Consider the following 21,979-nt stretch of genomic DNA (forward strand, 5'->3'; position numbering starts at 1 on the left):
CCTAGCATCGAGAGCAGGAAGTCACGGGCGAGGAAGAGGTCGAGGACATGAACGGCATCCGAGAGACATTCGCAGGCATGCCCTGGTGGGTTAAGTGGGTCGCCGTTCCGCTGCTGGCGCTGTTCGTGTTCGGCGGTGTGATCACCACCATCCTGAGCGTGCTGATCGGGTTCGTCTTCAAGCTGCTCCTCTTCATCGGCCTCGTCGCCGGCCTGGTGTTCGTCGTGAAGAAGATCGGCGGCCGTACCAAGTCCTCCTCCGGCGACTGGTAGGAGGAGGGGCCGGCCGCAGGGGGACCGGCCGGATGAGGGCGGAAGGGGACGAGCCGGGTGGTTCCGGGATTAAGCCAGATGAGGTAACGTGAAGTGCTAAACCGCTCACATCCCTGGAATCGGCGGATAGAGTGGCAATCTGCGCCGTTCCCTGGGCACCGAAAGCCGGTACTGCCGCTCTGACCTGCGGCGATGCAAATGAACCGCCGAGTACGACCCCCAGGGGCCACGGCATACGCGGGGGCGGCCCCCGCAGGATGGGTCTCCCCGAAGGCCCGCCGCCACACCTGGGGGTGAGCTTTGTCTCCGGTTCACAATGCCGGTGTGCCGACACTGATCGGTTCGGTGCAGAGGGCGCTGAGACTCCTCGAAGCAGCGGGGTCCCATAGCGGGGGAGCGCCGGCGAAACAGCTCGCGCGCGAGGCCGGGCTCCCGCTCCCCACCGCGTACCACCTGCTGCGCACCCTCACGCACGAGGGCTATCTGCGCCGGGAGGGCGGGGTCTTCGTCCTGGGCGACGCCGCATGTCGGCTCGCGGGTGGGGGACTCCAGCAGAAACGTCGCAGCATGATCCTCGACTCCCTCGCGCACTTCCGCGACGCGGTCGGGGCCCCCGTCTACTTCGCGGTCTACCGCGAGGGTGAGATCGAGGTCGTGGGTGTTTCCGCCACCCCGTCCAGCCCGGCCTGCGAGGAGTGGGCCGACTTCCGTGAGACCGGCCATGCGCACGCCATCGGACAGTGCCTGCTCGGGCAACTCGACGAGGAAATGCGCAAGGACCATTACGACCGTCATCCGGTCGAGCCGATCACCGCTTATACCGTGCGGGATCTCCGGTCCCTGGAGCACCGGATCGGGGCGCTGGGGCGAATGCAGCCAGTAACCGAACGCCAGGAATATGCACTTGGCACAGTCTGCGCGGCCATCCCCATCACGGCGGGCGATACCGCCGCAACGATGGCGATTTCTCTCCCCTTGCACCAGGAAGATCGATTGCTCTATGTAGTCGATCGGCTACGGAGTGAAGTAGGCGCGCTGTTGCGCACCCTCTCCTTCTCTATCAGTATCTGAAAACTCACTCCTTGTGATCTGCTAGCGCTTCCACCACTCTTGTCAAGAGGAGCCTGGGGGATCATTCCTGGCCACTTCCACTACAGCGGGGTAGGCAATGCGCGAGTCGGTACAGGCAGAGGTCATGATGAGTTTCCTCGTTTCCGAGGAGCTCTCGTTCAGGATTCCGGTGGAACTCCGGTACGACGCCCGTGATCCCTACGCGGTCCGCCTGACCTTCCACCTTCCCGGAGACGCGCCCGTGACCTGGGCGTTCGGCCGGGAGCTCCTCCTCGACGGCATCAACAAGCCGTGCGGTGACGGCGATGTGCACATCGCCCCCACGACCCCGGAAGAGCTGTCCGACGTCCACATCCGGCTGCAGGTCGGCGGCGACAGAGCCTTGTTCCGCGCCAGCGCGGCGCCGCTCGTCGCGTTCCTCGACCGCACCGACCGGCTCGTACCGCTCGGACAAGAGCGGAACCTGGGCGACTTCGAGGAGAACCTCGACGAGGCGCTCGGCAAGATCCTGGCCGAGTCGAAGCAGAACGAGCAGAACGCCGGCTGACGCCTCACCCTCAGCGCTTGCGCCGCCGGCCCCGGCCGCCGCGGACCGGTCCCGAGACCGCCGCGACGTCCGGGGATCCCGGCCGGTCGGCGGACACCACCAGCGAGGCCAGCGCCGTCGTCACGGGGACCGAGGCCACCAGTCCGATCGATCCCACGAGGGTCCGTACGATCTCCACCGCGACCAGCTCGCTGTTCGCCACCGAGCCCATGCTGCTGTTGGCGATCGAGAACAGCAGCAGCAGCGGCAGCGCGGCACCCGCGTAGGCCAGCACCAGGGTGTTGACCACCGACGCGATGTGATCGCGGCCGATCCTGATCGCCGCCCGGTACAGGCCGCGCGGTCCCATCGAGGGGTCCGCCGCGTGCAGTTCCCAGACCGCCGAGGTCTGGGTGACCGTCACGTCGTCGAGTACGCCCAGCGATCCGATGATCACACTCGCGAGCAGCAGGCCGCTCATGTCGATGTCCGGGTAGAGCCCGTGGATCAGCCCGGTGTTGTCGTCCGTGTTGCCGGTGAGCGACGCCCAGTCGATGAACACCGAGCCCAGCAGGCCGATCAGCAGCAGCGAGGCGAGGGTGCCGAGGACGGCGACCGAGGTGCGGGCGGTCAGCCCGTGGCACATGTAGAGCGCGATCAGCATGATGGCGCTCGCCCCGACCACCGCGACCACGAGCGGGTTCGAACCCTGCAGGATGGCCGGGAGGATGAAGAGGGTCAGCACGCCGAAGCTGACGATCAGCGCGATCAGGGCGAACAGCCCGCGCATCCGCCCGACGAGGACGACCGAGACCGCGAAGATGCCGGCCAGCACGGCCAAGGGGATCTTGCGGTTCACGTCGATCACCGAGTACTGGAGGTCGCGGGGGGCGTCCGGCGCGTACGCCACGACCACCTCCTGGCCGTCCGTCAACTGCCGTGGCGCGCCGGGCTGGACGACCTCCACGAAGGTGCGGCCCTTGTCCGGGCCGCTGCCGATCTCGACGGTGGCCTTCTTGCACTCCCCGGTCTGCGCCGCCTGCGCCTCGCGGCCCTCGGGCGTGGAGGGGTCGGCGGTCGGCGGCACCTGCGCGGCGTTCACGGACTTGCAGTCGACGTGTTCGAGGGAGACGACCCTGCCCTGCTGCGTCTGTCGGTCGAAGCCCACCCCCGTGCGCTCGTGGGCGGGGGCGCCGCCCGGCCAGAGCACCACCATGCCGATGAAGACGGCGGTGGCGAAGGGGATCAGCACGGCCGCGATGACCTTGCGCAGGTGCTTCGAGACGGGGGCCGCCGGGCCGTGGCCGTGGCTGTGGGAATGGCCGCCGTGACCGGCGGAGTGACCGCGGCCGTGACCGGCGGAGTGGCCGGCGGACGGCCCGGACGAGTGCTCTGCGGAGTGCCCGGAACCGTGGTGCTCGTGGCCGGTGTGGCCATGGGGCTCAGTGGGCTCGGTGGGGGGCTGCGGCGAGGGCGTCACCAGCAGATCATCGCAAGAGATGAGGGGGCCCACTGTTCAGCACGCCCTGGATGACGCTAGCGTGGGGGCACCTTTGCACAACGCGGGAGCTCGGAGCACCGGGCTGAGAGGACGCTGATCACCGTACGCGCATCACGGATGCGTACGGGAGGAGGCTGCGTCGACCGCCGAACCTGTTACCGGGTAATGCCGGCGTAGGGAGATAGGTCTCATGACCATTCAGGACGCACGCACGCCTGCCGTCAGCCAGGACGCCGACGGCCAGACCGAGCGCCAGCCCGGCTGGCACAAGGGCTACCTCGCGGGCTCCCGCCCCGACATCCGGGTGCCGGTCCGCCAGGTCCACCTCACCAACGGCAAGGACGTGACGCTCTACGACACGTCCGGTCCGTACACCGACCCGCAGATCGAGACCGACGTCCGCCGGGGCCTCGCCCCGCTGCGCGAGAACTGGATCATCGGCCGCGGCGACACCGAGGAGTACGCGGGCCGTCCCGTACGCCCCGAGGACGACGGCATCAAGCACACCTCGCCGCGCGGTGGCCTCAAGAACCTGGACGCGGTCTTCCCGGGCCGCCCGCGCCAGCCCCGCCGGGGCCGCGGCGGCCAGGCCGTCACACAGCTCGCGTACGCCCGCCGGGGCGAGATCACCCCGGAGATGGAGTACGTCGCGATCCGCGAGAACGTCTCCCCCGAGGTCGTCCGCGAGGAGATCGCCGCAGGTCGCGCGGTGCTTCCCGCGAACGTGAACCACCCCGAGATCGAGCCGATGATCATCGGCAAGCGGTTCCTGGTGAAGGTCAACGCCAACATCGGAAACTCCGCGGTCACCTCCTCCATCGAGGAGGAGGTCGACAAGATGACCTGGGCGACCAAGTGGGGCGCCGACACGGTCATGGACCTCTCGACGGGCCGCAACATCCACACCACCCGCGAGTGGGTGCTGCGCAACTCCCCCGTCCCGATCGGCACCGTGCCGCTCTACCAGGCGCTGGAGAAGGTCGACGGCCGTGCCGAGGAACTGACCTGGGAGATCTACAAGGACACGGTCATCGAGCAGGCCGAGCAGGGCGTCGACTACATGACGGTCCACGCCGGCGTACTGCTGCCGTACGTGCCGCTGACCGCCCGCCGCAAGACCGGCATCGTCTCGCGCGGTGGCTCGATCATGGCCGCGTGGTGCCTCGCGCACCACAAGGAGAACTTCCTCTACACGAACTTCGAGGAGCTCTGCGAGATCCTCGCGACGTATGACGTCACGTACTCGCTGGGCGACGGCCTGCGCCCCGGCTCCATCGCGGACGCCAACGACGCGGCGCAGTTCGCCGAGCTGAAGACGCTGGGCGAGCTCAACACGATCGCCAAGCGCCACAACGTGCAGACGATGATCGAGGGCCCGGGCCACGTCCCGATGCACAAGATCAAGGAGAACATCGACCTCCAGCAGGAGATCTGCGAGGAGGCGCCGTTCTACACGCTCGGCCCGCTCACCACGGACGTCGCCCCCGCGTACGACCACATCACCTCGGGCATCGGCGCCGCGATGATCGCCTGGTGGGGCACCGCGATGCTCTGCTACGTCACGCCCAAGGAGCACCTGGGCCTGCCCAACCGCGACGACGTGAAGACCGGCGTCATCACGTACAAGATCGCCGCGCACGCCGCCGACCTGGCCAAGGGGCACCCCGGCGCTCAGGAGTGGGACGACGCTCTCTCGGACGCGCGGTTCGAGTTCCGCTGGGAGGACCAGTTCAACCTGGCCCTCGACCCGGACACGGCCCGTGAGTTCCACGACGAGACCCTTCCCGCCGAGCCGGCCAAGACCGCGCACTTCTGCTCCATGTGCGGTCCGAAGTTCTGCTCGATGAAGATCTCGCAGGACATCCGCCGCGAGCACGGCGGCGACCTGAAGGCCGATGAGATCCAGGCGGGCATGGCGGAGAAGTCCGCCGAGTTCGCGGCCTCGGGCAACCGCGTCTACCTGCCGCTGGCCGACTGACGCGACGCACGACCGGAGGGCGCCGCTCCAAGGCCTGTCGGGCCGGGGGGCGCCTGCCGCGTCAGGCGACCACGAGGTACGGGTCCCCCGACCCCAACCACCTGCCGATGCGCCCGAAGCAGCCGAAGCGGGCGCGAGTCGGCCGGAGGCTACTCCGGCCGTTGCTCCGGCCCGCCGAAGTCCGGGCTGGTGAAGTCCGGGGGCGTGTAGTCGGGGCGGGGTCCCTCCGAGGGGGATCCGGGGCTGGTGAAGTCGGGCCGGGTGTATCCCAGGTTGGGGATGCGCCCGGCCGCCGGCGTTCTGGGGGTCGGGAAGCCCGGCCCCGCGCTCGGATCGGCCAGCGCGTCCCGCAGGAACGGCATGATCCCCCGCTCCAGCAGGGCGTGCCGCCAGGCCTCGCGGGCCCGCGCCACCTCGTCGGGTACGGCCTCGGTCTCGTCCGCCACCACCTCGGTCGCGCTGTTGCGGACGGCCGTTACCAACAGCCCGATCACCGCGAACAGCAGCGCCGCGACGGTGAGCGCGCCGAACAGCCAGCCCGCCGTCAGCATCGTCTCGGCGAAGGCGGGTTCGGGCTCGATCAGCTTCAGGCTGTAGCCCACGAGCAGGAATATCAGCATGGCCGTGCCCGCCAGGACGGGTGCGAGGACCGCGACCACGGCGCTGGCGCCCGCGCCGCCGCCCAGGCCCTGTCCGTCGTCCTCGTCCACCGCGGCGCCGGGTGTGGACAGCACCTCGCCGCGTCGTTCCGCGCGGACCTTCACGTAGTGGCCGTACTCGGCGGCGGCGGCCGCCGCCAGCAGTGCGCTGGCCCCCTGGGCCATGGTGCGCAGCTGTTCGGCGTTCAGCCGTTCGCCGAGCGTGGCGAGCTCGGGCCGTTCGTTCGCGGTGCGCAGCGCCTCGTCGAGGAGCCGGTCGAACTCTGCTCGGTCTTCGGTCAGCAGGTGCGGAGCGCTGGTCATGTGCATCCCCCGATGCTCCGTAGAAGCCGGTATTCCCGCGTAGAACGGGGCGCCGGCACAAACGGAGGAGAGCCTGCTACGGATAGAGCGATGGTAGAGCGACCACGCCACAGGTTGACAGGGGCTTTGCGGAAATACCCCCGTGGTGACAAACCTCAGTCGTTCAAGGGGAGCTGTACGACCAGCAGCTTGCCCGCCATCGTCACCCCGCCGTCCATCGCGATGGCGAGCCCTTCCGCGTACACGTGCGGGCCGTTCACGGCCTCCGGGCCGCGCGACTCGTCCCCGTCCTCGGTGCCCACCTCGCCGAGCAGGTACGGGATGGGGCTGTGCCCGTGCACGACGCGGCTGCCGCCGTAGGTGCCGAGCAGTTCGCGTACGGCCTGCGGGCCGGTCCCCTCGTCGCGGAAGGCGAACCGCTTGGTGAACTTGCGGAAGAGGTCCCAAGTGATGTCGGCGTCGCCCCGGTTGAGGAGCTCGTGGATCGTGTCGTTGACGTCCTCGATGGAGTCGCCGTAGTCGAGGTAGGCCGTGGTGTCGGAGTGCAGCAGCAGGTGGTCCTCCTCCAGGACGGCCGCGTCCAGCCGCGACATCCACTGCAGGTGTACGTCCTGAAGGCGCTCCATGTCGGAGCGCTGGCCCCCGTTGAGGAGCCAGGCGGCCTGGAAGCTGGCGGTGCCGGCGCCGGAGACGACGGGGGTGTCGCCGAACCGCTTGGCGCCGATGAGCAGCAGCTCGTGGTTGCCCATCAGGGCCTTGCAGTAGCCGCCGGCGGCGGCGGCCTCGGCGGACAGCCGCATCACGAGGTCGATGACGCCGATGCCGTCGGGGCCGCGGTCGGTGAAGTCGCCGAGGAACCAGAGCCGGGCGTTGCCGGCGGACCAGCGGCGTTCCGCGTCGATCAGGCCCTGGGCGTGGAGTTCGGTGACGAGCTCGTCGAGGTAGCCGTGGACGTCGCCGACGACGTAGAGCGGGCCGGGGCCGTCGGCGGCGGCCTCCTGCGGGACGTACTGGACCTGGACGGTGTCACCGGGACCGCCGACGGCGCCGCGGCCGATGATCGGCAGGTCGCGGTGGGTCGGGGTGTAGCCCTCGAAGTCGTCGTCCTCGGGGTCCTGGCTCGTCGCGTGAGCGGGATGCGAGGCGGGCGGTGCGGCGGGCGGTGCGGCGGGCGGCGCGGTCGGCGCCGGCGCGTAGCCGGGCTGCGGGGGTACGGCCGGCGTGCCGTCGTCGTAGTACGCCGGGTACTCGCCGTAGACGGGAGCCCCGCCGGGATTCCCGGAAGATACGGCGTACGCGGCGGGTTCGGTGACTGGAACCCGGAAGTCCCGCAGCGTGTCCGTCCGCATCGCGGGTCCCTGACCGGCCCCCTGAGTCATCGACCCCTCCACCACCGTCGCGCTGCCGTACACCTGCGGACCCTCCTGACCTCCGGGGAGGAGGGTCCGTGATGTCGTGCGCCCATCATAGGAATGCGGCTCGCGCTCTGTGACGCACCAGGGGTGGTGAATCCTTTGCGGAGCCGATCATTCCTACCGTTTTCTACCGATATCTGTGTTGCTGAAATGTTCGGCCGGGTCCTCGGCAGGCCGACCGGACGGTCTGGCGGTCAGTCCTGGGCCGGGGAACGGGGTGGGCTGACGGTCGTACGCGCCTGCCTGCGCTGCGACGAGGTACGGATGATCAGCTCGGTCGGGACGACCTGTTCGACGGGGCGTCCGGTGTCCACTCCCTCGATCGCGTCGATGAGCAGCTGCACGACGGCGGTGCCGATGCGGCGCGGTTTGAGGGAGAGCGTGGTGATGGGCGGTTCGGTGTTGGCGTAGACGGTGGACTCGCTGCAGCACACGAGCAGCAGGTCCTCGGGGACGCGCAGGCCGTAGCGCCGGGCGGCGGCGAGCAGGTCGGTGCCGTTGGGGTCGAAGAGCCCGTAGACGGCGTCGGGCCGGTCGGGCCGGGCGAGGAGCCGGTCGGCGGCGACGGCGCCCGCGCACGGGTCGTGGGCGGGGTAGGACTCGTAGACGGGGTCCTGGCCGACGCGCTCGCACCAGTTGAGGTAGGCGGTGGTGGAGAGCCGGGTGTAGGTGTCGGTGGTGGTGCCGGTCAGCAGCCCGATCCGGCGGGCGCCGGCGGCGGCGAGGTGGTCGAGCAGGCCGAGTACGGCGGCCTCGTGGTCGTTGTCGACCCAGGCGGTGACGGGGAGGGAGCCTGCGGGGCGGCCGTCGGAGACCACGGGCAGGCCTTGGCGGACCAGTTCGGTGACGACGGGATCGTGGTCGGAGGGGTCGATGACGACGGTGCCGTCGAGGGCGACGTTGGACCACACGTCGTGGCGGGAGGTGGCGGGGAGGATGACGAGGGCGTAGCCGCGGGCGAGCGCGGCTGAGGTGGCGGCCCTGGCCATCTCGGCGAAGTAGGCGAATTCGGTGAAGGTGAAAGGTTCATCCCCGTACGTCGTCACGGTCAGGCCGATGAGGCCCGACTTGCCGGTACGGAGGGTGCGGGCGGCGGCCGACGGGCGGTAGCCCAGCCGGTCGGCCACCTCGCGAACGTGGCGGCGGGTGGCGTCCGGCAGCCGTCCCTTGCCATTGAGCGCGTCGGAGACGGTTGTGATGGAGACGCCCGCCGCGGCGGCCACGTCCCTGATGCCGGCCCGGCCCTGTCGGCCGGCGGCCCGCCGGGTGGTCTCGGTCCGGCTCACCTGATGCTTCCCTGCTGCTGTCATGGCGAGCCGATAGTAGGGCTCGGTGGGGTGGGTGGTCCGGGTGCATATGCAGGCGTTGACAGGCACGATTCTGCATGGTTCGCCACCCCCAATGACCTTGGAAATGAAGGTATTTGATCGCTGAGAGTGAGGGTGAAGCATGTCGGCGGGTCCGGGCATGCCAAAACGGTGTGGTCTCGGGACGGTCTCAACTCACCTGCACGAGGGACGCGCGCCACGGCGCAGGCCACCGGCGCGCGCATATATGCGCGCGCTCCCCCGCATTCCAGGCGCCCCCATTCTCGGAACGGCGGAATCCTCATAAGGTGAGCAGTATTGAGTCGACGGCGACGTCGGACGGGACGGTCGAGGAGGACCTGCGGTGAGCGAGAAGAGCCCGAAGCTGCGCGCCGAGCTGGACGGCATTCCGACGTACAAGCCCGGGAAGCCGGCTGCCGCGGGAGGGCCCGTCGCGTACAAGCTGTCGTCGAACGAGAACCCGTACCCGCCGCTGCCGGGCGTGCTGGAGACCGCGGTCTCGGCGGCCGGCAGCTTCAACCGGTACCCCGACATGGCCTGCACCGGCCTCGTGAACGAGCTCGCCGAGCGCTTCGGAGTGCCGGTCGAGCACATCGCCACGGGCACCGGCTCGGTCGGCGTGGCCCAGTCGCTGATCCAGGCGGCGGCCGGCCCGGGCGACGAGGTGATCTACGCCTGGCGCTCCTTCGAGGCGTACCCGATCCTCACGCAGATCTCGGGCGCGACCTCGGTGCAGGTCCCGCTGACCGACGGGGACGTGCACGACCTGGAGGCCATGGCGGCGGCGATCACCGACCGGACCCGGCTGATCTTCGTCTGCAACCCGAACAACCCCACCGGCACCGCTGTGCGCCGCGCCGAGCTGGAGCGCTTCCTGGACCGGGTGCCCTCGGACGTCCTGGTGGTCCTGGACGAGGCGTACCGCGAGTTCGTGCGCGACACGGACGTCCCGGACGGCGTCGAGCTCTACCGCGACCGCCCGAACGTGGCCGTGCTGCGTACGTTCTCCAAGGCGTACGGCCTGGCCGGCCTGCGGGTCGGCTTCGCCATCGCGCACGAGCCGGTGGCCGCGGCGCTGCGCAAGACGGCCATGCCGTTCGGCGTCAGCCAGCTCGCGCAGGACGCGGCGGTGGCCTCGCTGCGCGCCGAGGACGAGCTGATGGGCCGCGTCGGGGCGCTGGTGGGCGAGCGCGCGCGGGTGCACGAGACGCTGCTCGCGCAGGGCTGGTCCGTGCCGGACACCCAGGCGAACTTCGTGTGGATGCGGCTGGGGGAGCGGACCGCCGAGTTCGCGGCGGCCTGCGAGAAGGCCGGTGTGGTGGTCCGGCCCTTCGCGGGCGAGGGCCTGCGGGTCACGATCGGTGAGACCGAGGCGAACGACCTCTTCCTGCACACGGCGGAGGCGTTCTTCAAGGAGCTGTAGGCGGCCGTGGTTGTCCTGGCGGCCGGACCCGGCAGGGGCCGGCCAGGCCCGGTCCGGGCCTGCGGGGACGGGCTAGGCCAGTTCCACGCGGATGGGATCGCCGTCGCGGACGGTGGAGAGCAGGCGGGGGTCGCCGTCGAACGAGCCGAGCACGTTGCACGGGCTCGCCAGGCGGCTCTCGCCTCCGCGTGAGATGGGTGTGGGGCCGTAGGGCAGCGCGAGCGCGTCGCCCTCGGTCCAGAAGGCGACCGTGCCCGGCTCCACGACCTGCTGGGCGTCGTGTTCCAGGGCCACGCAGACGCCGGTGTCGAAGTAGACCTCCTCGCCCCAGGTGTTCGCGGAGGCGGAGATCGGAAGGGCCTCGGCCAGCGCCTTGCTGGTCGGGGTCTCGTCAAGGGTCGCGGTGAGCTGGCCCGCAGGCCAGGAAATCCGTATCTGCATGAGCCGCATTCAACAATCTGTTGAATGGATTGGCTAGAGGGGTACCCCGCCTGACGGCCGCCGACGGTGGTACGACATAATGCTTGTGAATGTGAACGCGTTCACAAGCGTGTCCTGCTTCCTCCCGGATTGGGTGGGACACAACAGGCAGCCTGCCGCATGATCACGGCGACGCGAAGGAGACGAGGACGTGGACCTGGCTTTGGCGCCGGAGACTCTGGCGCGCTGGCAGTTCGGCATCACCACCGTCTATCACTTCCTCTTCGTACCCCTGACGATCTCGCTCGCCGCGCTCACGGCCGGCCTGCAGACCGCGTGGGTGCGCACCGAGAAGGAGAAGTACCTCAGGGCCACGAAGTTCTGGGGGAAGCTTTTCTTGATCAATATCGCGATGGGTGTCGTCACCGGCATCGTCCAGGAGTTCCAGTTCGGCATGAACTGGTCCGACTACTCGCGCTTCGTCGGCGACATCTTCGGTGCCCCCCTGGCATTCGAGGCGTTGATCGCGTTCTTCTTCGAGTCGACCTTCATCGGTCTGTGGATCTTCGGCTGGGACAAGCTGCCCAAGAAGATCCACCTGGCCTGCATCTGGATGGTGTCCATCGGCACGGTCCTGTCCGCCTACTTCATCCTGGCGGCCAATTCCTGGATGCAGCACCCGGTCGGCTACCGCATCAACGAGGAGCGGGGCCGGGCCGAGCTCACCGACTTCTGGCTCGTGCTCACCCAGAACACCGCCCTCACCCAGTTCTTCCACACCATCACGGCCGCCTTCCTGGTGGGCGGTGCGTTCATGACCGGCATCGCCGCCTTCCACCTGGCGCGCAAGAGGCACATCCCCGTGATGCGGAGCTCGCTGCGGCTCGGCCTGGTCGTCATGATCATCGCCGGCATGGGCACCGCCCTGAGCGGTGACCTGCTCGGCAAGGTGATGTTCAAGCAGCAGCCCATGAAGATGGCCGCCGCCGAGGCGCTCTGGGACGGCGAGGCGCCGGCCCCCTTCTCGGTCTTCGCCTACGGCGACGTGGAGAAGGGCCACAACAAGGTCGCGATAGAGATTCCCGGCCTGCTGTCCTTCCTGGCCAACGACGACTTCACCTCGTTCGTCCCGGGCATCAACGACGTCAACAAGGCGGAGCAGGAGAAGTTCGGCCCCGGCGACTACCGGCCCAACATCCCGGTCGCCTACTGGGGTTTCCGCTGGATGATCGGCTTCGGCATGGCCTCCCTCGGCATCGGCGTGCTGGGTCTGTGGCTGACCCGCAAGAAGTTCATGCTGCCGCCCGGCCTGCGTACCGGGGAGGACGAGGTCCCCAACCTGGTCCTCTTCAAGAAGGCGCTGAGCCCGAAGTTCGCCGACCTGTACTGGATCGTCGCGCTCTGGACGATGGGCTTCCCGCTGATCGCCAGCTCGTGGGGCTGGATCTTCACCGAGATGGGGCGCCAGCCCTGGGTGGTCTACGGAGTCCTGCGCACCCGGGACGCGGTCTCGCCGAACGTCTCCCAGGCCGAGGTGCTCACCTCGATGATCGGCTTCACTCTCCTCTACGCGGTGCTCGCCGTCATCGAGGTCAAGCTCCTCGTCAAGTACGTCAAGGCCGGACCGCCCGAGCTCACCGAGGCCGATCTCAACCCGCCCACCAAGATCGGCGGGGACGACAAGAACCCCGACCGGCCGATGGCCTTCTCGTACTGAGGCTGAGGAGACCGCACCATGCAACTCCACGACGTCTGGTTCGTACTCATCGCCGTCCTGTGGACCGGCTACTTCTTCCTGGAGGGCTTCGACTTCGGAGTCGGCGTACTGACCAAGCTGCTCGCCCGCGACCGTACGGAGAGGCGGGTCCTGATCAACACCATCGGGCCCGTGTGGGACGGCAACGAGGTCTGGCTGCTCACGGCGGGCGGTGCGACCTTCGCCGCCTTCCCCGAGTGGTACGCCACCCTCTTCTCCGGCTTCTACCTGCCGCTGCTGCTCATCCTGGTGTGCCTCATCATCCGCGGCGTCGCCTTCGAGTACCGGCACAAGCGCCCCGAGGACCGGTGGCAGACCAACTGGGAACACGCGATCTTCTGGACCTCGCTGATCCCCGCCTTCCTGTGGGGCGTGGCCTTCGCCAACATCGTCCGCGGTGTGAAGATCGACGAGAACATGGAGTACGTCGGCAGCCTCTTCGACCTGCTCAACGTCTACTCGATCCTGGGCGGACTGGTCACCCTCACCCTCTTCACCTTCCACGGCGCCGTCTTCACCTCGCTCAAGACGGTCGGTGACATCCGGGACCGCTCGCGGAAGCTGGCGACCGGGCTGGGCGTCATCACCGCCGCGCTGGCACTGGTCTTCCTGATCTGGACCCAGGTCTCCCGCGGCGACGGCAAGAGCCTGGTCGCGATGGCCGTCGCCGTGCTGGCACTGCTCGGGGCGCTCGGCGCCAACCTCAAGGGTCGCGAGGGCTGGTCTTTCGCACTGTCCGGGGTCACCATCGCGGCGGCCGTCGCGATGCTCTTCCTGACGCTCTTCCCGAACGTCATGCCGTCCTCGCTGAACGACGCCTGGAACCTCACGGTCACCAACGCCTCGTCCAGCCCGTACACCTTGAAGATCATGACCTGGTGCGCGGCCGTGGCCACCCCGCTCGTCCTCCTCTACCAGGGCTGGACGTACTGGGTGTTCCGCAAGCGGATCGGTACGCAGCACATCGTCGACGTGCACTGAGTTCCGCGCCACCCCGCCCGTCCGACCCTCCCCTGGGGGATGTTTCACGTGAAACCGATCGACCCGCGCCTGCTTCGGTACGCCCGCTCGACCCGCCTCTTCCTGGGCGCGGTCGTGGCCCTGGGGCTCGTCGGGGCCGGGCTGGTCGTCGGTCAGGCGATGCTGCTCGCCGAGATCGTGGTCGGAGCCTTCGAGAAGGGCCTGGGCGGCGAAGCGCTCCGGACGCCGCTGCTGCTGCTCGCGGCGGTGGCGCTCGGGCGCGGCCTGATCGCCTGGCTGACGGAGCTGGCGGCGCACCGCGCCAGCGCGGCGGTCAAATCGGAGCTGCGGGGTCGGCTGCTGGACCGGGCTGCGGATCTCGGCCCCGGCCGGCTCACCGGGCAGAAGACCGGGTCGCTGGTGTCACTGGCCACCCGGGGTGTGGACGCGCTCGACGACTACTTCTCCCGCTACCTGCCCCAGCTGGGTCTCGCGGTGGTCGTGCCGGTGGCGGTCCTGGCCCGCATCGTCACCGAGGACTGGGTGTCGGCGGCCATCATCGTGGTCACGCTGCCCCTGATCCCCGTGTTCATGGTGCTCATCGGCATGGCCACCCAGTCCCGGATGGACCGCCAGTGGCGGCTGCTGTCCCGGTTGTCGGGGCACTTCCTCGACGTGGTGGCCGGCCTTCCCACGCTGAAGGTCTTCGGCCGGGCCAAGGCGCAGGCCGAGTCGATCCGCAAGATCACCGACGACTACCGGCGCGCGACGATGCGGACCCTGCGCATCGCCTTCCTCTCCTCCTTCGCCCTGGAACTGCTGGCGACCCTGTCGGTGGCCCTGGTCGCCGTGACCATCGGCATGCGACTGGTCCACGGTGAGCTGGACCTCTACACCGGCCTGGTCATCCTGATCCTGGCGCCCGAGGCGTACCTGCCGCTGCGGCAGGTGGGGGCGCAGTACCACGCGGCCGCGGAGGGACTGGCGGCCGCGGAGGAGATCTTCGAGATCCTGGAGGCCCCCGCCACCGGTCCGGCGGGGACGGCCGGGCTGCCCGGCGGCGCCCCCCTGCGGATCGAGATCGACGGGGTCGCCGTCCGCTACGAGGGCCGGGGCGAGGACTCCCCCGGGCCGGTCTCGCTGACCGTCGCGCCGGGAGAGTGCGTGGCCCTCACCGGTCCGAGCGGCGCGGGCAAGTCCACCCTGCTCCAGGTGCTGCTGGGGTTCGTGACGCCGACCGCGGGGCGGGTGCGGATCGCCGGCGTGGACCTGGCCGAGCTGTCGTCGGTGCACTGGCGGGAGCAGGTCGCCTGGGTGCCGCAGCGGCCGCACCTGTTCGCCGGGACGATCGCCGAGAACGTCCGGTTGGCCCGCGCGGGGGCCTCCGACAGCGAGGTGGACGGGGCCCTGAAGGACGCCGGGGCCTGGGAGTTCGTGACCGCGCTGCCGCGCGGGGCGCAGACGCTGCTCGGCGAGGGCGGTGTGGGACTGTCCGCCGGGCAGCGGCAGCGACTGGCCCTGGCGCGCGCCTTCCTCGCGGACCGGCCCGTGCTGCTCCTGGACGAGCCGACGGCTGCGCTGGACGGTGAGACCGAGGCGGGGATCGTGGACGCGGTCCGGCGGCTGTCCGCAGGGCGGACCGTCCTGCTGGTCGTGCACCGGCCAGCGCTGCTCGCGGTCGCGGACCGGGTGGTCCCGATGGCGGCGGGCGGGCCCGCCGAGCTCTTGGCCGACGGGCGCCCCGTTGAGGGGTCTCTTGCCGAGGGGCCCCGCCGGGGCGGTGCTCTTCCCGAGGGGCCGGACCGTGAGGGGCTGCTCCCCCACCCGGGCGCTTCCCGTGACGCGGGCCGTGCCCAGTCCCCCGGCGACAGCGGCCCGGACGCCGGGGAGTGGATCCTCGGCGCCGAGCCCGAGCGGGTGCGGGCCGGCGGCGGGACCGATGCGCGCGGGGCCGATCCGCTGCGCCGGGTGCGGGCGGTGGCCAAGGCCTGGCAGGGACGGTTCAGGCTCGGGCTGCTGCTCGGGGCGCTGGCCGTGGGATGCAGCGTCGGCCTGATGGCCGTGTCCGGCTGGCTGATCTCACGGGCCTCCGAACAGCCGCCCGTGCTCTATCTGATGGTGGCCGTCACAGCCACCCGGGCCTTCGGAATGGGGCGCGCCGTCTTCCGGTACGCGGAACGGCTCGTCTCCCACGACGCCGTGCTGCGGATGCTCGCCGACCTGCGGGTGTCCGTCTACCGGCGGCTGGAGCGCATCGCGCCCGCCGGGCTGCGCGAGCACCGGCGCGGGGACCTGCTGGTCCGACTGGTGGCCGACGCCGACGCCCTCCAGGACTACTGGCTGCGCTGGCTGCTGCCGGTCGGTACCGCCCTGCTCGTCGGAACCGGTTCGGTCGCCTTCACCACCTGGCTGCTTCCCGAGGCCGGAGCCGTGCTCGCCACCGGGCTGCTCGCCGCCGGCATCGGGGTGCCGCTGGTCAGCGGGGCCTGCGCCCGCCGGGCGGAGCGCAGGCTCGCGCCCGGGCGGGGCGAGCTCGCCACCCGGGTGGCCGATCTCCTCACCGGCACCGCGGAGCTGACCGTGGCCGGTGCGCTGGACGACCGTAAGGGCCGGGCGCATGAGAGCGACGGTGTGCTGACCCGCATCGCGGCGCGGGGTGCCGCCGCGAGCGGGCTGGGCGGCGGGCTGTCCGCCCTCGTGTGCGGGCTCACCGTGGTGGCCGCCGCGGCCGTCGCCGCGAACGCCGTCCATGACGGGCGGCTGTCCGGGGTGGCCATGGCCGTTGCGGTCCTGACGCCCCTCGCCGCCTTCGAGGCGGTGAACGGACTTCCGCTCGCCGTCCAGTACCGTCAGCGGGTGCGCCGCAGCGCCGAGCGGGTCTACGAGGTCATCGACGCGCCGGTCCCGGTCGCCGAGCCGGAGCAGCCCGCCGCCGCTCCCGCTTCGCCCTTCCCGCTGCGGCTGACGGGGCTCGCCGCCCGCCACCCCGGCCAGGACCGTGACGCCCTGCACGGGCTGGACCTGACCCTGGAGGCCGGCCGCCGCATCGCCGTCGTCGGCCCCTCGGGCTCCGGAAAGACCACGCTGGCCCAGGTCATGCTCCGCTTCCTGGATCCGTACGAGGGCACGTACACCCTGGGCGGGACCGACGCGCGCACCCTCGACGGCGACGATGTCCGCGCGCTCGTGGGCCTGTGCGCCCAGGACGCCCACATCTTCGACAGCTCGGTGCGGGAGAACCTGCGCCTGGCCCGGACCGGGGCGGGCGAGGAGCAGCTGCGCGAGGCGCTGGCCGCGGCCCGGTTGCTGGAGTGGGCCGACGGACTTCCGGACGGCCTGGACACCCTGGTCGGCGAGCACGGCGAGCGGATCTCGGGCGGTCAGCGCCAGCGACTGGCCCTGGCCCGGGCGCTGCTCGCGGACTTCCCCGTACTGGTCCTGGATGAGCCGGCCGAGCACCTGGACCTGGCCACGGCGGACGCCCTGACGGCGGACCTGCTGGCCGCGACCGAGGGCCGGACCACCGTGCTGATCACGCACCGGCTGGCCGGCCTGGCGGCGGTCGACGAGGTGATCGTGCTGGACCACGGCGAGGTCGTGCAGCGCGGCGCGTACGCGGGGCTGGCCGCGGCCGAGGGACCGCTGCGGAGGCTGCTGGAGCGCGAAAGGGCCACGGACGGGACTTTGGCCAACTTTCCCCGCTAATGGGGACTAACTAGTCTCAAGAACATGTCAGCGCAGCAGTCGCAACAGTCGCCGGCTTCGTCGGATCCGCTGCCGGATCCCTCGCCGGCCGCACCGGCCGTGCCCGTGCCGTCGGACCCGCTGGTGGCCGCCACCGAGGCCACCAGGAGCCTGCAGGGCCTGTCCACCGAGCTCACGGCCCGGGTACCGCAACTGCTGGAGGCGATGCGGTCGGTCGGGACCGGCCTCGAACTGCACTCCACGCTGGACCGCATCTGCGAGACCGCGGCCGAGCTCGCGGGCGCCCGCTACGCGGCGATCGGCGTCGTCGACACGGAGGGCCGCGGGCTCTCGGACTTCGTCACCCACGGGATCGCCCCGGAGCTGGACCGGAAGATCGGACACCGCCCCGACGGGAAGCGGGGCCTGCTCGGAGCACTGATCTCACATTCCGACACCGTGCTGCTCGCCGATCTGACGAAGGATCCGCGCTCCGCGGGATTCCCGGCGCACCACCCGCCCATGAAGACCTTCCTCGGTGTCCCGATCCGGGTGCAGGGAGAGATCTTCGGCAATCTGTACCTCGCCGAGAAGAACGGCGGCCGAGAGTTCAACGACTACGACGTCCACATGGTCCGGGTCCTGGCCACCGAGGCCGGCATCGCCATCGGCAACGCCCGGCTGTACGAGGCCGCCACGCAGCGCGAGCGCTGGATCGACGGCTCGGTGGCCGTCACCACCGCCCTCCTGTCCGGCGGGGACGCGGACGACGCCCTCGTGGTGGTGGCGGAGCAGGCCCGCCGACTCGCCGACTCCTCCGCGGGGATCGTGCTGCTGCCGGCCGAGGAGGGCGGGATGGAGATCGTCGCCGTCTCGGCCGAGAACCCGGCCACCTCGCTCGGTGTGGTGATCCCGGCCGAGAGCCCGGTGGTGGACAGTCTGTTGCGCGGCGAGCCGGTCTTCGTGGACGACGCCGCGTCCGACCCCCGCACGATGAGCAAGCTGACCAGCCAGTACGGGCCCTGCATGATGCTGCCCCTGCACAGCGGCGGGCGGGTGCTGGGCGCCCTGGTCACCCCCCGGGGGCGTGGCAAGCGTCCGTTCAGTGAGGCCGAGCGGACCCTGGCCACTCAGTTCGCCTCGCAGGCGGCGCTCGCCCTGATGATGGCCGAGGCGCAGCGCGACCGTGAGCGGCTGGCCGTGTTCGAGGACCGGGACAGGATCGCCCGCGACCTGCACGACCTGGTCATCCAGCGGTTGTTCGCCACCGGGATGATGCTGGAGGGCGCCCAGCGCCGGTCCATCGTTCCCGAGGTCCGCGACGGCGTGGGCAAGGCCGTGGACGAACTGGACGTGACGATCCAGGAGATCCGCACCGCCATCTTCGCCCTCCATCAGGGCCCCGCTGAGGCTCCGTCCGGGTTGCGCACCCGGGTGCTGAGGGAGATCAACATGGCGGCAGTGCCCCTGGGCTTCAAGCCCGCGCACCGCTTCCTCGGCCCGATCGACACCGTCGTCGACGAGCTGGTCGGCAAGAACCTGATCGCCGCGCTGCGCGAAGCGCTGTCCAATGCCTTCCGCCATGCCGACGCGTCCCGGATCGAGGTGGTCCTCGACTGCACCGTCACGCTCGCCGACGGCCGGCCGGGGATCCGGCTGGAGGTCGCCGACGACGGGGTGGGCATCCCCGAAGGGGGCCGGCGCAGCGGGCTGCGCAATCTGCGCCGACGGGCCGAGGCACTGGGCGGCGCGAGCTCGTACGGCCCGGGGCTCGGCGAGGACGGCGGCGGGACCACCCTGGTGTGGGAGGCCCCGCTCTGAGGTGCCCGGTGTCCGTGCCTGTGCGCTCGGAGCCGCTGCTCAGGCCTGCTGCCGTGCGATGAGTTCGGCCAGGATCCGCTCGATGACGAGGGCGACCCCGTCCTCGTTGTTGGCGACCGTACGGCCGGACGCGGCCGCGATCACATCCGGGTGCGCGTTGCCCATCGCGTACGAGGTGCCGGCCCAGTTGAGCATCTCCACGTCGTTCGGCATGTCCCCGAACGCGACGACCTCGTCGGGGGAAATGCCCCGCTCGGCGCAGCACAGCGCCAGCGTGCTGGCCTTGGAGACCCCGTGCCCGCTGATCTCCAGCAGGGCCGTGGGGCTGGAGCGGGTGATCGACGCGTAGGCGCCGGCGGCGGAGCGGGCCAGCGTCAGGAACTCGTCCGGGGCGATCTCGGAGTGGTGCGCCAGCAGCTTCAGTACGGGCGCCCCGCCCCCGTCCGTGTCCTCCCGCAGCAGCTCCTCGGCCGTGGCGATCCTGGCGGCCGGGTCCTTGAAGAACGGCGGGTACGCCGGCTCGTAGTTGATGCCGGTGGTCAGCTCGACCGCGAAGGACGTGCCGGGTGCGGCGATCCGCAGGGCATCGACGACGGCGAGCGCGGCCGCCTGCGGGAGGGACCTGACCTGGACGAACTCCCGTCCGGCGTGCAGGTCGACGACCGCCGCGCCATTGGCGCAGATCGCGAGGCCGTGCCCGTGGACGTGATCGCTGACCACGTCCATCCAGCGGGCCGGGCGTCCGGTGACGAAGAAGACCTCGATCCCGGCCTCCTCGGCGGCGGCGAGCGCGGCGACGGTACGCGGCGAGACGGATTTGTCGTCGCGCAGCAGGGTGCCGTCGAGGTCGGTGGCGATGAGCCGGGGCGTGGGGGTGGGCCCGTCCGGGCGCTGGGGAGCCGAGGTCACGCTCCATCTTCGCCCATGGTCGGGGACGGTCGGACCATGATCGGGTCCGGTTGCTGGCCGGATGATGTTTCACACGAGGCGATGTTTCACGTGAAACATCGCCTCGCCGTAGGCTCGACGCATGAGTCTGCGTCTGAGCACGGTGATCCTTCCGGTACGTCGATGGCATGAGGGAGGCCGCGATCAGTGGCTCCGGGCTGAGCAGCTCGGATTCCACACCGCCTACACCTACGACCACCTGTCCTGGCGGACCTTCCGCGATGGCCCGTGGTTCGGTGCTCTGCCCACCCTGACCGCGGCGGCCACCGCGACCGAGCGGCTGCGCCTGGGCACGCTCGTCACCTCTCCGAACTTCCGCCACCCGGTGACTCTCGCCAAGGAGCTCATGTCCCTGGACGACATCTCCGGCGGGCGGGTCACCCTCGGCATCGGAGCAGGCGGCAACGGCTTCGACGCCACCGCGCTGGGCCAGGAGGCCTGGTCCCCGCGTGAGCGCGCCGACCGCTTCGGCGAGTTCGTGCCGCTGCTGGACCAGTTGCTGACCGAGGGCTCGGTGAGCCACGAGGGCACCTTCTACTCCGCCGAGGAGGCCCGCAACATCCCCGGCTGCGTGCAGGGGCCGCGGCTGCCGTTCGCGGTCGCCGCGACAGGACCGCGCGGTCTGCGGCTCGCCGCCCGCCACGGCCAGGCCTGGGTGACCACGGGCGACCCGAAGCTCTTCGAGGAGGGCACCCCCGAGCAGTCGCGGGAGGCCCTGCGCGGACAGCTCGAACGGCTCGACAAGGCCTTCGTGGAGATCGGGCGGGATCCCGATTCCATGGAGAAGATCCTGCTGACAGGCTTCACGCCCGAGGCCAACACCGTGCTGGAGTCGGTGGACGCGTTCGTCGACTTCGCCGGCCGCCACCGCGAGCTCGGCTTCACCGAGCTGGTGATCCACGCGCCGATCCCGGACTCCGACTTCGCCGCCGACGAGGCCGTCTTCGAGAAGATCGCCACCGAGGCCCTGGCCCAGCTCGACAGCTGATCCGCCTGCCGTCGCCGCTCCGGTCCAGTCCGGAGCGGCGGCGGCGACGGCGACGACCGAGGCTCTACGCCCCGTTCAGCTGCTCGAAAAGGCGCTCCGCCGACGGCAGGAGCCAGTCGCTCTTCCTCCCCGCCGTGGTGGTGGTCCTGGTGCTGGTCGTCCGGGCCGGCCGCCTCAACCGAGCGCAGGTACGACTCCACGCGGATCGCCGACAGTTCCGCGAGCGCGATCCGCCGGGCCCGCAACGGTTCGGCGGCGTCCAATGCCTCGGCGGACCGCAGGGCGATCCGCAGCAGCTTCCGGATCTCCGCGGGCGCGGCCCCCGACTGCGCGGCCACGCTCGCCAGCCGCAGCTCGGCGAGCGCGGCGCGCTCCGCCCGGCCGAGCGCCCGGTAGGCGTCGCGGACCGCGGCGAGGAGCTGGGGAGCCTCCTCGGCCCCGCGCCGCGCGGCGGCCAGGGCCTGCTGGTCCGCGAGGTCGGCGCGGACCAGCGGATCGTGCTCCGGCTGCGCCTCCACCCGTACGGCCACCTCGGCCCACAGGGCGTCCGCACCCGGATGACTCACGTCACGGGCACCGCGGGCCCGCTCCACGAGCTCGGTGAACCCGGCGGGCACCGAGACCGGCGCGGACACGGCGGAGGCGGCGCCCACAGCGGCACCGGCGGTGGCAGCGGCATCGGCACCGGCACCGGCCGTGTCGGTCCGGGGCAGTTCCGCACTGCGCACCCCCAGCGGCAGCGCGCCCACCAGCGGCTCCCGGCCCACCCGCGCGAGGAAGCGGTCCGAGACCCGGGTCGTGCCGTTGCGCGCGTCGAACTGCCGGGCGATGTCCAGGCAGCCCGCGTGGAGCACCTCGTACAGCTCGGAGACCGTACGGGGTGCTCCCTCGTAGGGGACGGCCGGGCTCCGGCCGTGGCCCAGCTC

At 70.8% G+C, this 21,979-nt stretch carries 16 protein-coding genes and 1 riboswitch; of the genes, 10 read left to right on the forward strand and 6 right to left on the reverse strand.

Annotated features, from left to right (window positions below):
- The first annotated feature begins 47 nt into the window (after positions 1-47).
- The 3 genes from IF88_RS0105310 to IF88_RS0105320 all read left to right on the forward strand — a co-directional run bounded on the left by IF88_RS0105310 (position 48) and on the right by IF88_RS0105320 (position 1,890).
- Positions 48-272 (forward strand): DUF5326 family protein, encoded by a 225-nt coding sequence (locus IF88_RS0105310; RefSeq protein WP_030707763.1) that lies wholly within the window; start codon positions 48-50, stop codon positions 270-272.
- 333 nt (positions 273-605) lie between these two features.
- Positions 606-1,343 (forward strand): helix-turn-helix domain-containing protein, encoded by a 738-nt coding sequence (locus IF88_RS0105315; RefSeq protein WP_030707764.1) that lies wholly within the window; start codon positions 606-608, stop codon positions 1,341-1,343.
- 97 nt (positions 1,344-1,440) lie between these two features.
- On the forward strand, positions 1,441-1,890 hold the full coding sequence (locus IF88_RS0105320) for an SsgA family sporulation/cell division regulator (RefSeq protein ID WP_030707766.1): 450 nt from the start codon (positions 1,441-1,443) through the stop codon (positions 1,888-1,890).
- A gap of 10 nt (positions 1,891-1,900) precedes the next feature.
- On the opposite strand, the gene IF88_RS0105325 is transcribed toward IF88_RS0105320, so the two are convergent.
- Positions 1,901-3,349, reverse strand: coding sequence for a YibE/F family protein (locus IF88_RS0105325; protein WP_037805518.1), 1,449 nt, complete (start codon positions 3,347-3,349; stop codon positions 1,901-1,903).
- Between the two features lie 72 nt (positions 3,350-3,421).
- Positions 3,422-3,567, forward strand: a riboswitch (TPP riboswitch).
- Here IF88_RS0105325 and thiC point away from each other — a divergent pair.
- The gene (gene thiC, locus IF88_RS0105330; protein ID WP_030707768.1) at positions 3,561-5,348 is read left to right on the forward strand and encodes a phosphomethylpyrimidine synthase ThiC; all 1,788 of its coding nucleotides are present in this window, start codon (positions 3,561-3,563) and stop codon (positions 5,346-5,348) included. (Overlaps the previous riboswitch by 7 nt.)
- Positions 5,349-5,497: 149 nt before the next feature.
- On the opposite strand, the gene IF88_RS0105335 is transcribed toward thiC, so the two are convergent.
- The 3 genes from IF88_RS0105335 to IF88_RS0105345 form a co-directional block, all read right to left on the reverse strand.
- Positions 5,498-6,316 (reverse strand): hypothetical protein, encoded by an 819-nt coding sequence (locus IF88_RS0105335; RefSeq protein ID WP_030707769.1) that lies wholly within the window; start codon positions 6,314-6,316, stop codon positions 5,498-5,500.
- A 149-nt stretch (positions 6,317-6,465) separates the two neighbouring features.
- A complete protein-coding gene (locus IF88_RS0105340; protein WP_030707770.1) occupies positions 6,466-7,689 on the reverse strand; it encodes a metallophosphoesterase in 1,224 nt (407 codons plus the stop codon).
- A gap of 230 nt (positions 7,690-7,919) precedes the next feature.
- A complete protein-coding gene (locus IF88_RS0105345; protein ID WP_030707771.1) occupies positions 7,920-9,035 on the reverse strand; it encodes a LacI family DNA-binding transcriptional regulator in 1,116 nt (371 codons plus the stop codon).
- Positions 9,036-9,396: 361 nt separating this feature from the next.
- Here IF88_RS0105345 and hisC point away from each other — a divergent pair, with 361 nt between their 5' ends.
- Complete coding sequence (gene hisC / locus IF88_RS0105350) at positions 9,397-10,476, forward strand: histidinol-phosphate transaminase (protein WP_030707773.1); 1,080 nt, start codon at positions 9,397-9,399, stop codon at positions 10,474-10,476.
- Between the two features lie 72 nt (positions 10,477-10,548).
- Here hisC and IF88_RS0105355 read toward each other — a convergent pair whose 3' ends face one another.
- Positions 10,549-10,917 carry a cyclophilin-like fold protein gene (locus tag IF88_RS0105355; RefSeq protein ID WP_107050474.1) on the reverse strand — a complete coding sequence of 123 codons (369 nt, stop codon included), beginning with the start codon at positions 10,915-10,917 and terminating at the stop codon, positions 10,549-10,551.
- A 190-nt stretch (positions 10,918-11,107) separates the two neighbouring features.
- On the opposite strand from IF88_RS0105355, the gene IF88_RS0105360 reads away from it, so the two are divergent.
- Genes IF88_RS0105360 through IF88_RS0105375 form a run of 4 tightly spaced genes read left to right on the forward strand, consistent with a single transcriptional unit; the run spans position 11,108 to position 19,117 of the window.
- A complete protein-coding gene (locus tag IF88_RS0105360) occupies positions 11,108-12,613 on the forward strand; it encodes a cytochrome ubiquinol oxidase subunit I (protein WP_030707777.1) in 1,506 nt (501 codons plus the stop codon).
- Between the two features lie 18 nt (positions 12,614-12,631).
- Complete coding sequence (gene cydB / locus IF88_RS0105365; protein ID WP_030707779.1) at positions 12,632-13,633, forward strand: cytochrome d ubiquinol oxidase subunit II; 1,002 nt, start codon at positions 12,632-12,634, stop codon at positions 13,631-13,633.
- A gap of 48 nt (positions 13,634-13,681) precedes the next feature.
- On the forward strand, positions 13,682-17,317 hold the full coding sequence (gene cydD / locus IF88_RS0105370) for a thiol reductant ABC exporter subunit CydD (RefSeq protein ID WP_037805519.1): 3,636 nt from the start codon (positions 13,682-13,684) through the stop codon (positions 17,315-17,317).
- Positions 17,318-17,341: 24 nt separating this feature from the next.
- Positions 17,342-19,117: a GAF domain-containing sensor histidine kinase gene (locus IF88_RS0105375; protein WP_234323442.1), complete on the forward strand. Its 1,776-nt coding sequence runs from the start codon at positions 17,342-17,344 to the stop codon at positions 19,115-19,117.
- Positions 19,118-19,156: 39 nt separating this feature from the next.
- Here IF88_RS0105375 and IF88_RS0105380 read toward each other — a convergent pair whose 3' ends face one another.
- Complete coding sequence (locus tag IF88_RS0105380) at positions 19,157-20,026, reverse strand: Cof-type HAD-IIB family hydrolase (RefSeq protein ID WP_030707784.1); 870 nt, start codon at positions 20,024-20,026, stop codon at positions 19,157-19,159.
- A 121-nt stretch (positions 20,027-20,147) separates the two neighbouring features.
- On the opposite strand from IF88_RS0105380, the gene IF88_RS43195 reads away from it, so the two are divergent.
- Positions 20,148-21,053, forward strand: a complete 906-nt coding sequence (locus tag IF88_RS43195) for an LLM class flavin-dependent oxidoreductase (protein ID WP_078892728.1) — start codon at positions 20,148-20,150, stop codon at positions 21,051-21,053.
- The last annotated feature ends 926 nt before the right edge of the window (positions 21,054-21,979 follow it).

The organism is Streptomyces sp. NRRL F-2580, from assembly GCF_000720115.1.
Taxonomy (GTDB): domain Bacteria; phylum Actinomycetota; class Actinomycetes; order Streptomycetales; family Streptomycetaceae; genus Streptomyces.

What these genes read in the sequence shown, in the direction of transcription:
- thiC (WP_030707768.1), top strand. Translation starts at nt 3,561, where the DNA reads ATGACCATTCAGGACGCACGCACGCCTGCCGTCAGCCAGGACGCCGAC.
- IF88_RS0105375 (WP_234323442.1), top strand. Translation starts at nt 17,342, where the DNA reads ATGTCAGCGCAGCAGTCGCAACAGTCGCCGGCTTCGTCGGATCCGCTG.
- IF88_RS0105355 (WP_107050474.1), bottom strand. Translation starts at nt 10,917, where the DNA reads ATGCAGATACGGATTTCCTGGCCTGCGGGCCAGCTCACCGCGACCCTT.
- IF88_RS0105345 (WP_030707771.1), bottom strand. Translation starts at nt 9,035, where the DNA reads ATGACAGCAGCAGGGAAGCATCAGGTGAGCCGGACCGAGACCACCCGG.
- IF88_RS0105340 (WP_030707770.1), bottom strand. Translation starts at nt 7,689, where the DNA reads ATGACTCAGGGGGCCGGTCAGGGACCCGCGATGCGGACGGACACGCTG.
- IF88_RS0105335 (WP_030707769.1), bottom strand. Translation starts at nt 6,316, where the DNA reads ATGCACATGACCAGCGCTCCGCACCTGCTGACCGAAGACCGAGCAGAG.
- IF88_RS0105310 (WP_030707763.1), top strand. Translation starts at nt 48, where the DNA reads ATGAACGGCATCCGAGAGACATTCGCAGGCATGCCCTGGTGGGTTAAG.
- IF88_RS0105320 (WP_030707766.1), top strand. Translation starts at nt 1,441, where the DNA reads ATGCGCGAGTCGGTACAGGCAGAGGTCATGATGAGTTTCCTCGTTTCC.
- IF88_RS43195 (WP_078892728.1), top strand. Translation starts at nt 20,148, where the DNA reads ATGAGTCTGCGTCTGAGCACGGTGATCCTTCCGGTACGTCGATGGCAT.
- cydB (WP_030707779.1), top strand. Translation starts at nt 12,632, where the DNA reads ATGCAACTCCACGACGTCTGGTTCGTACTCATCGCCGTCCTGTGGACC.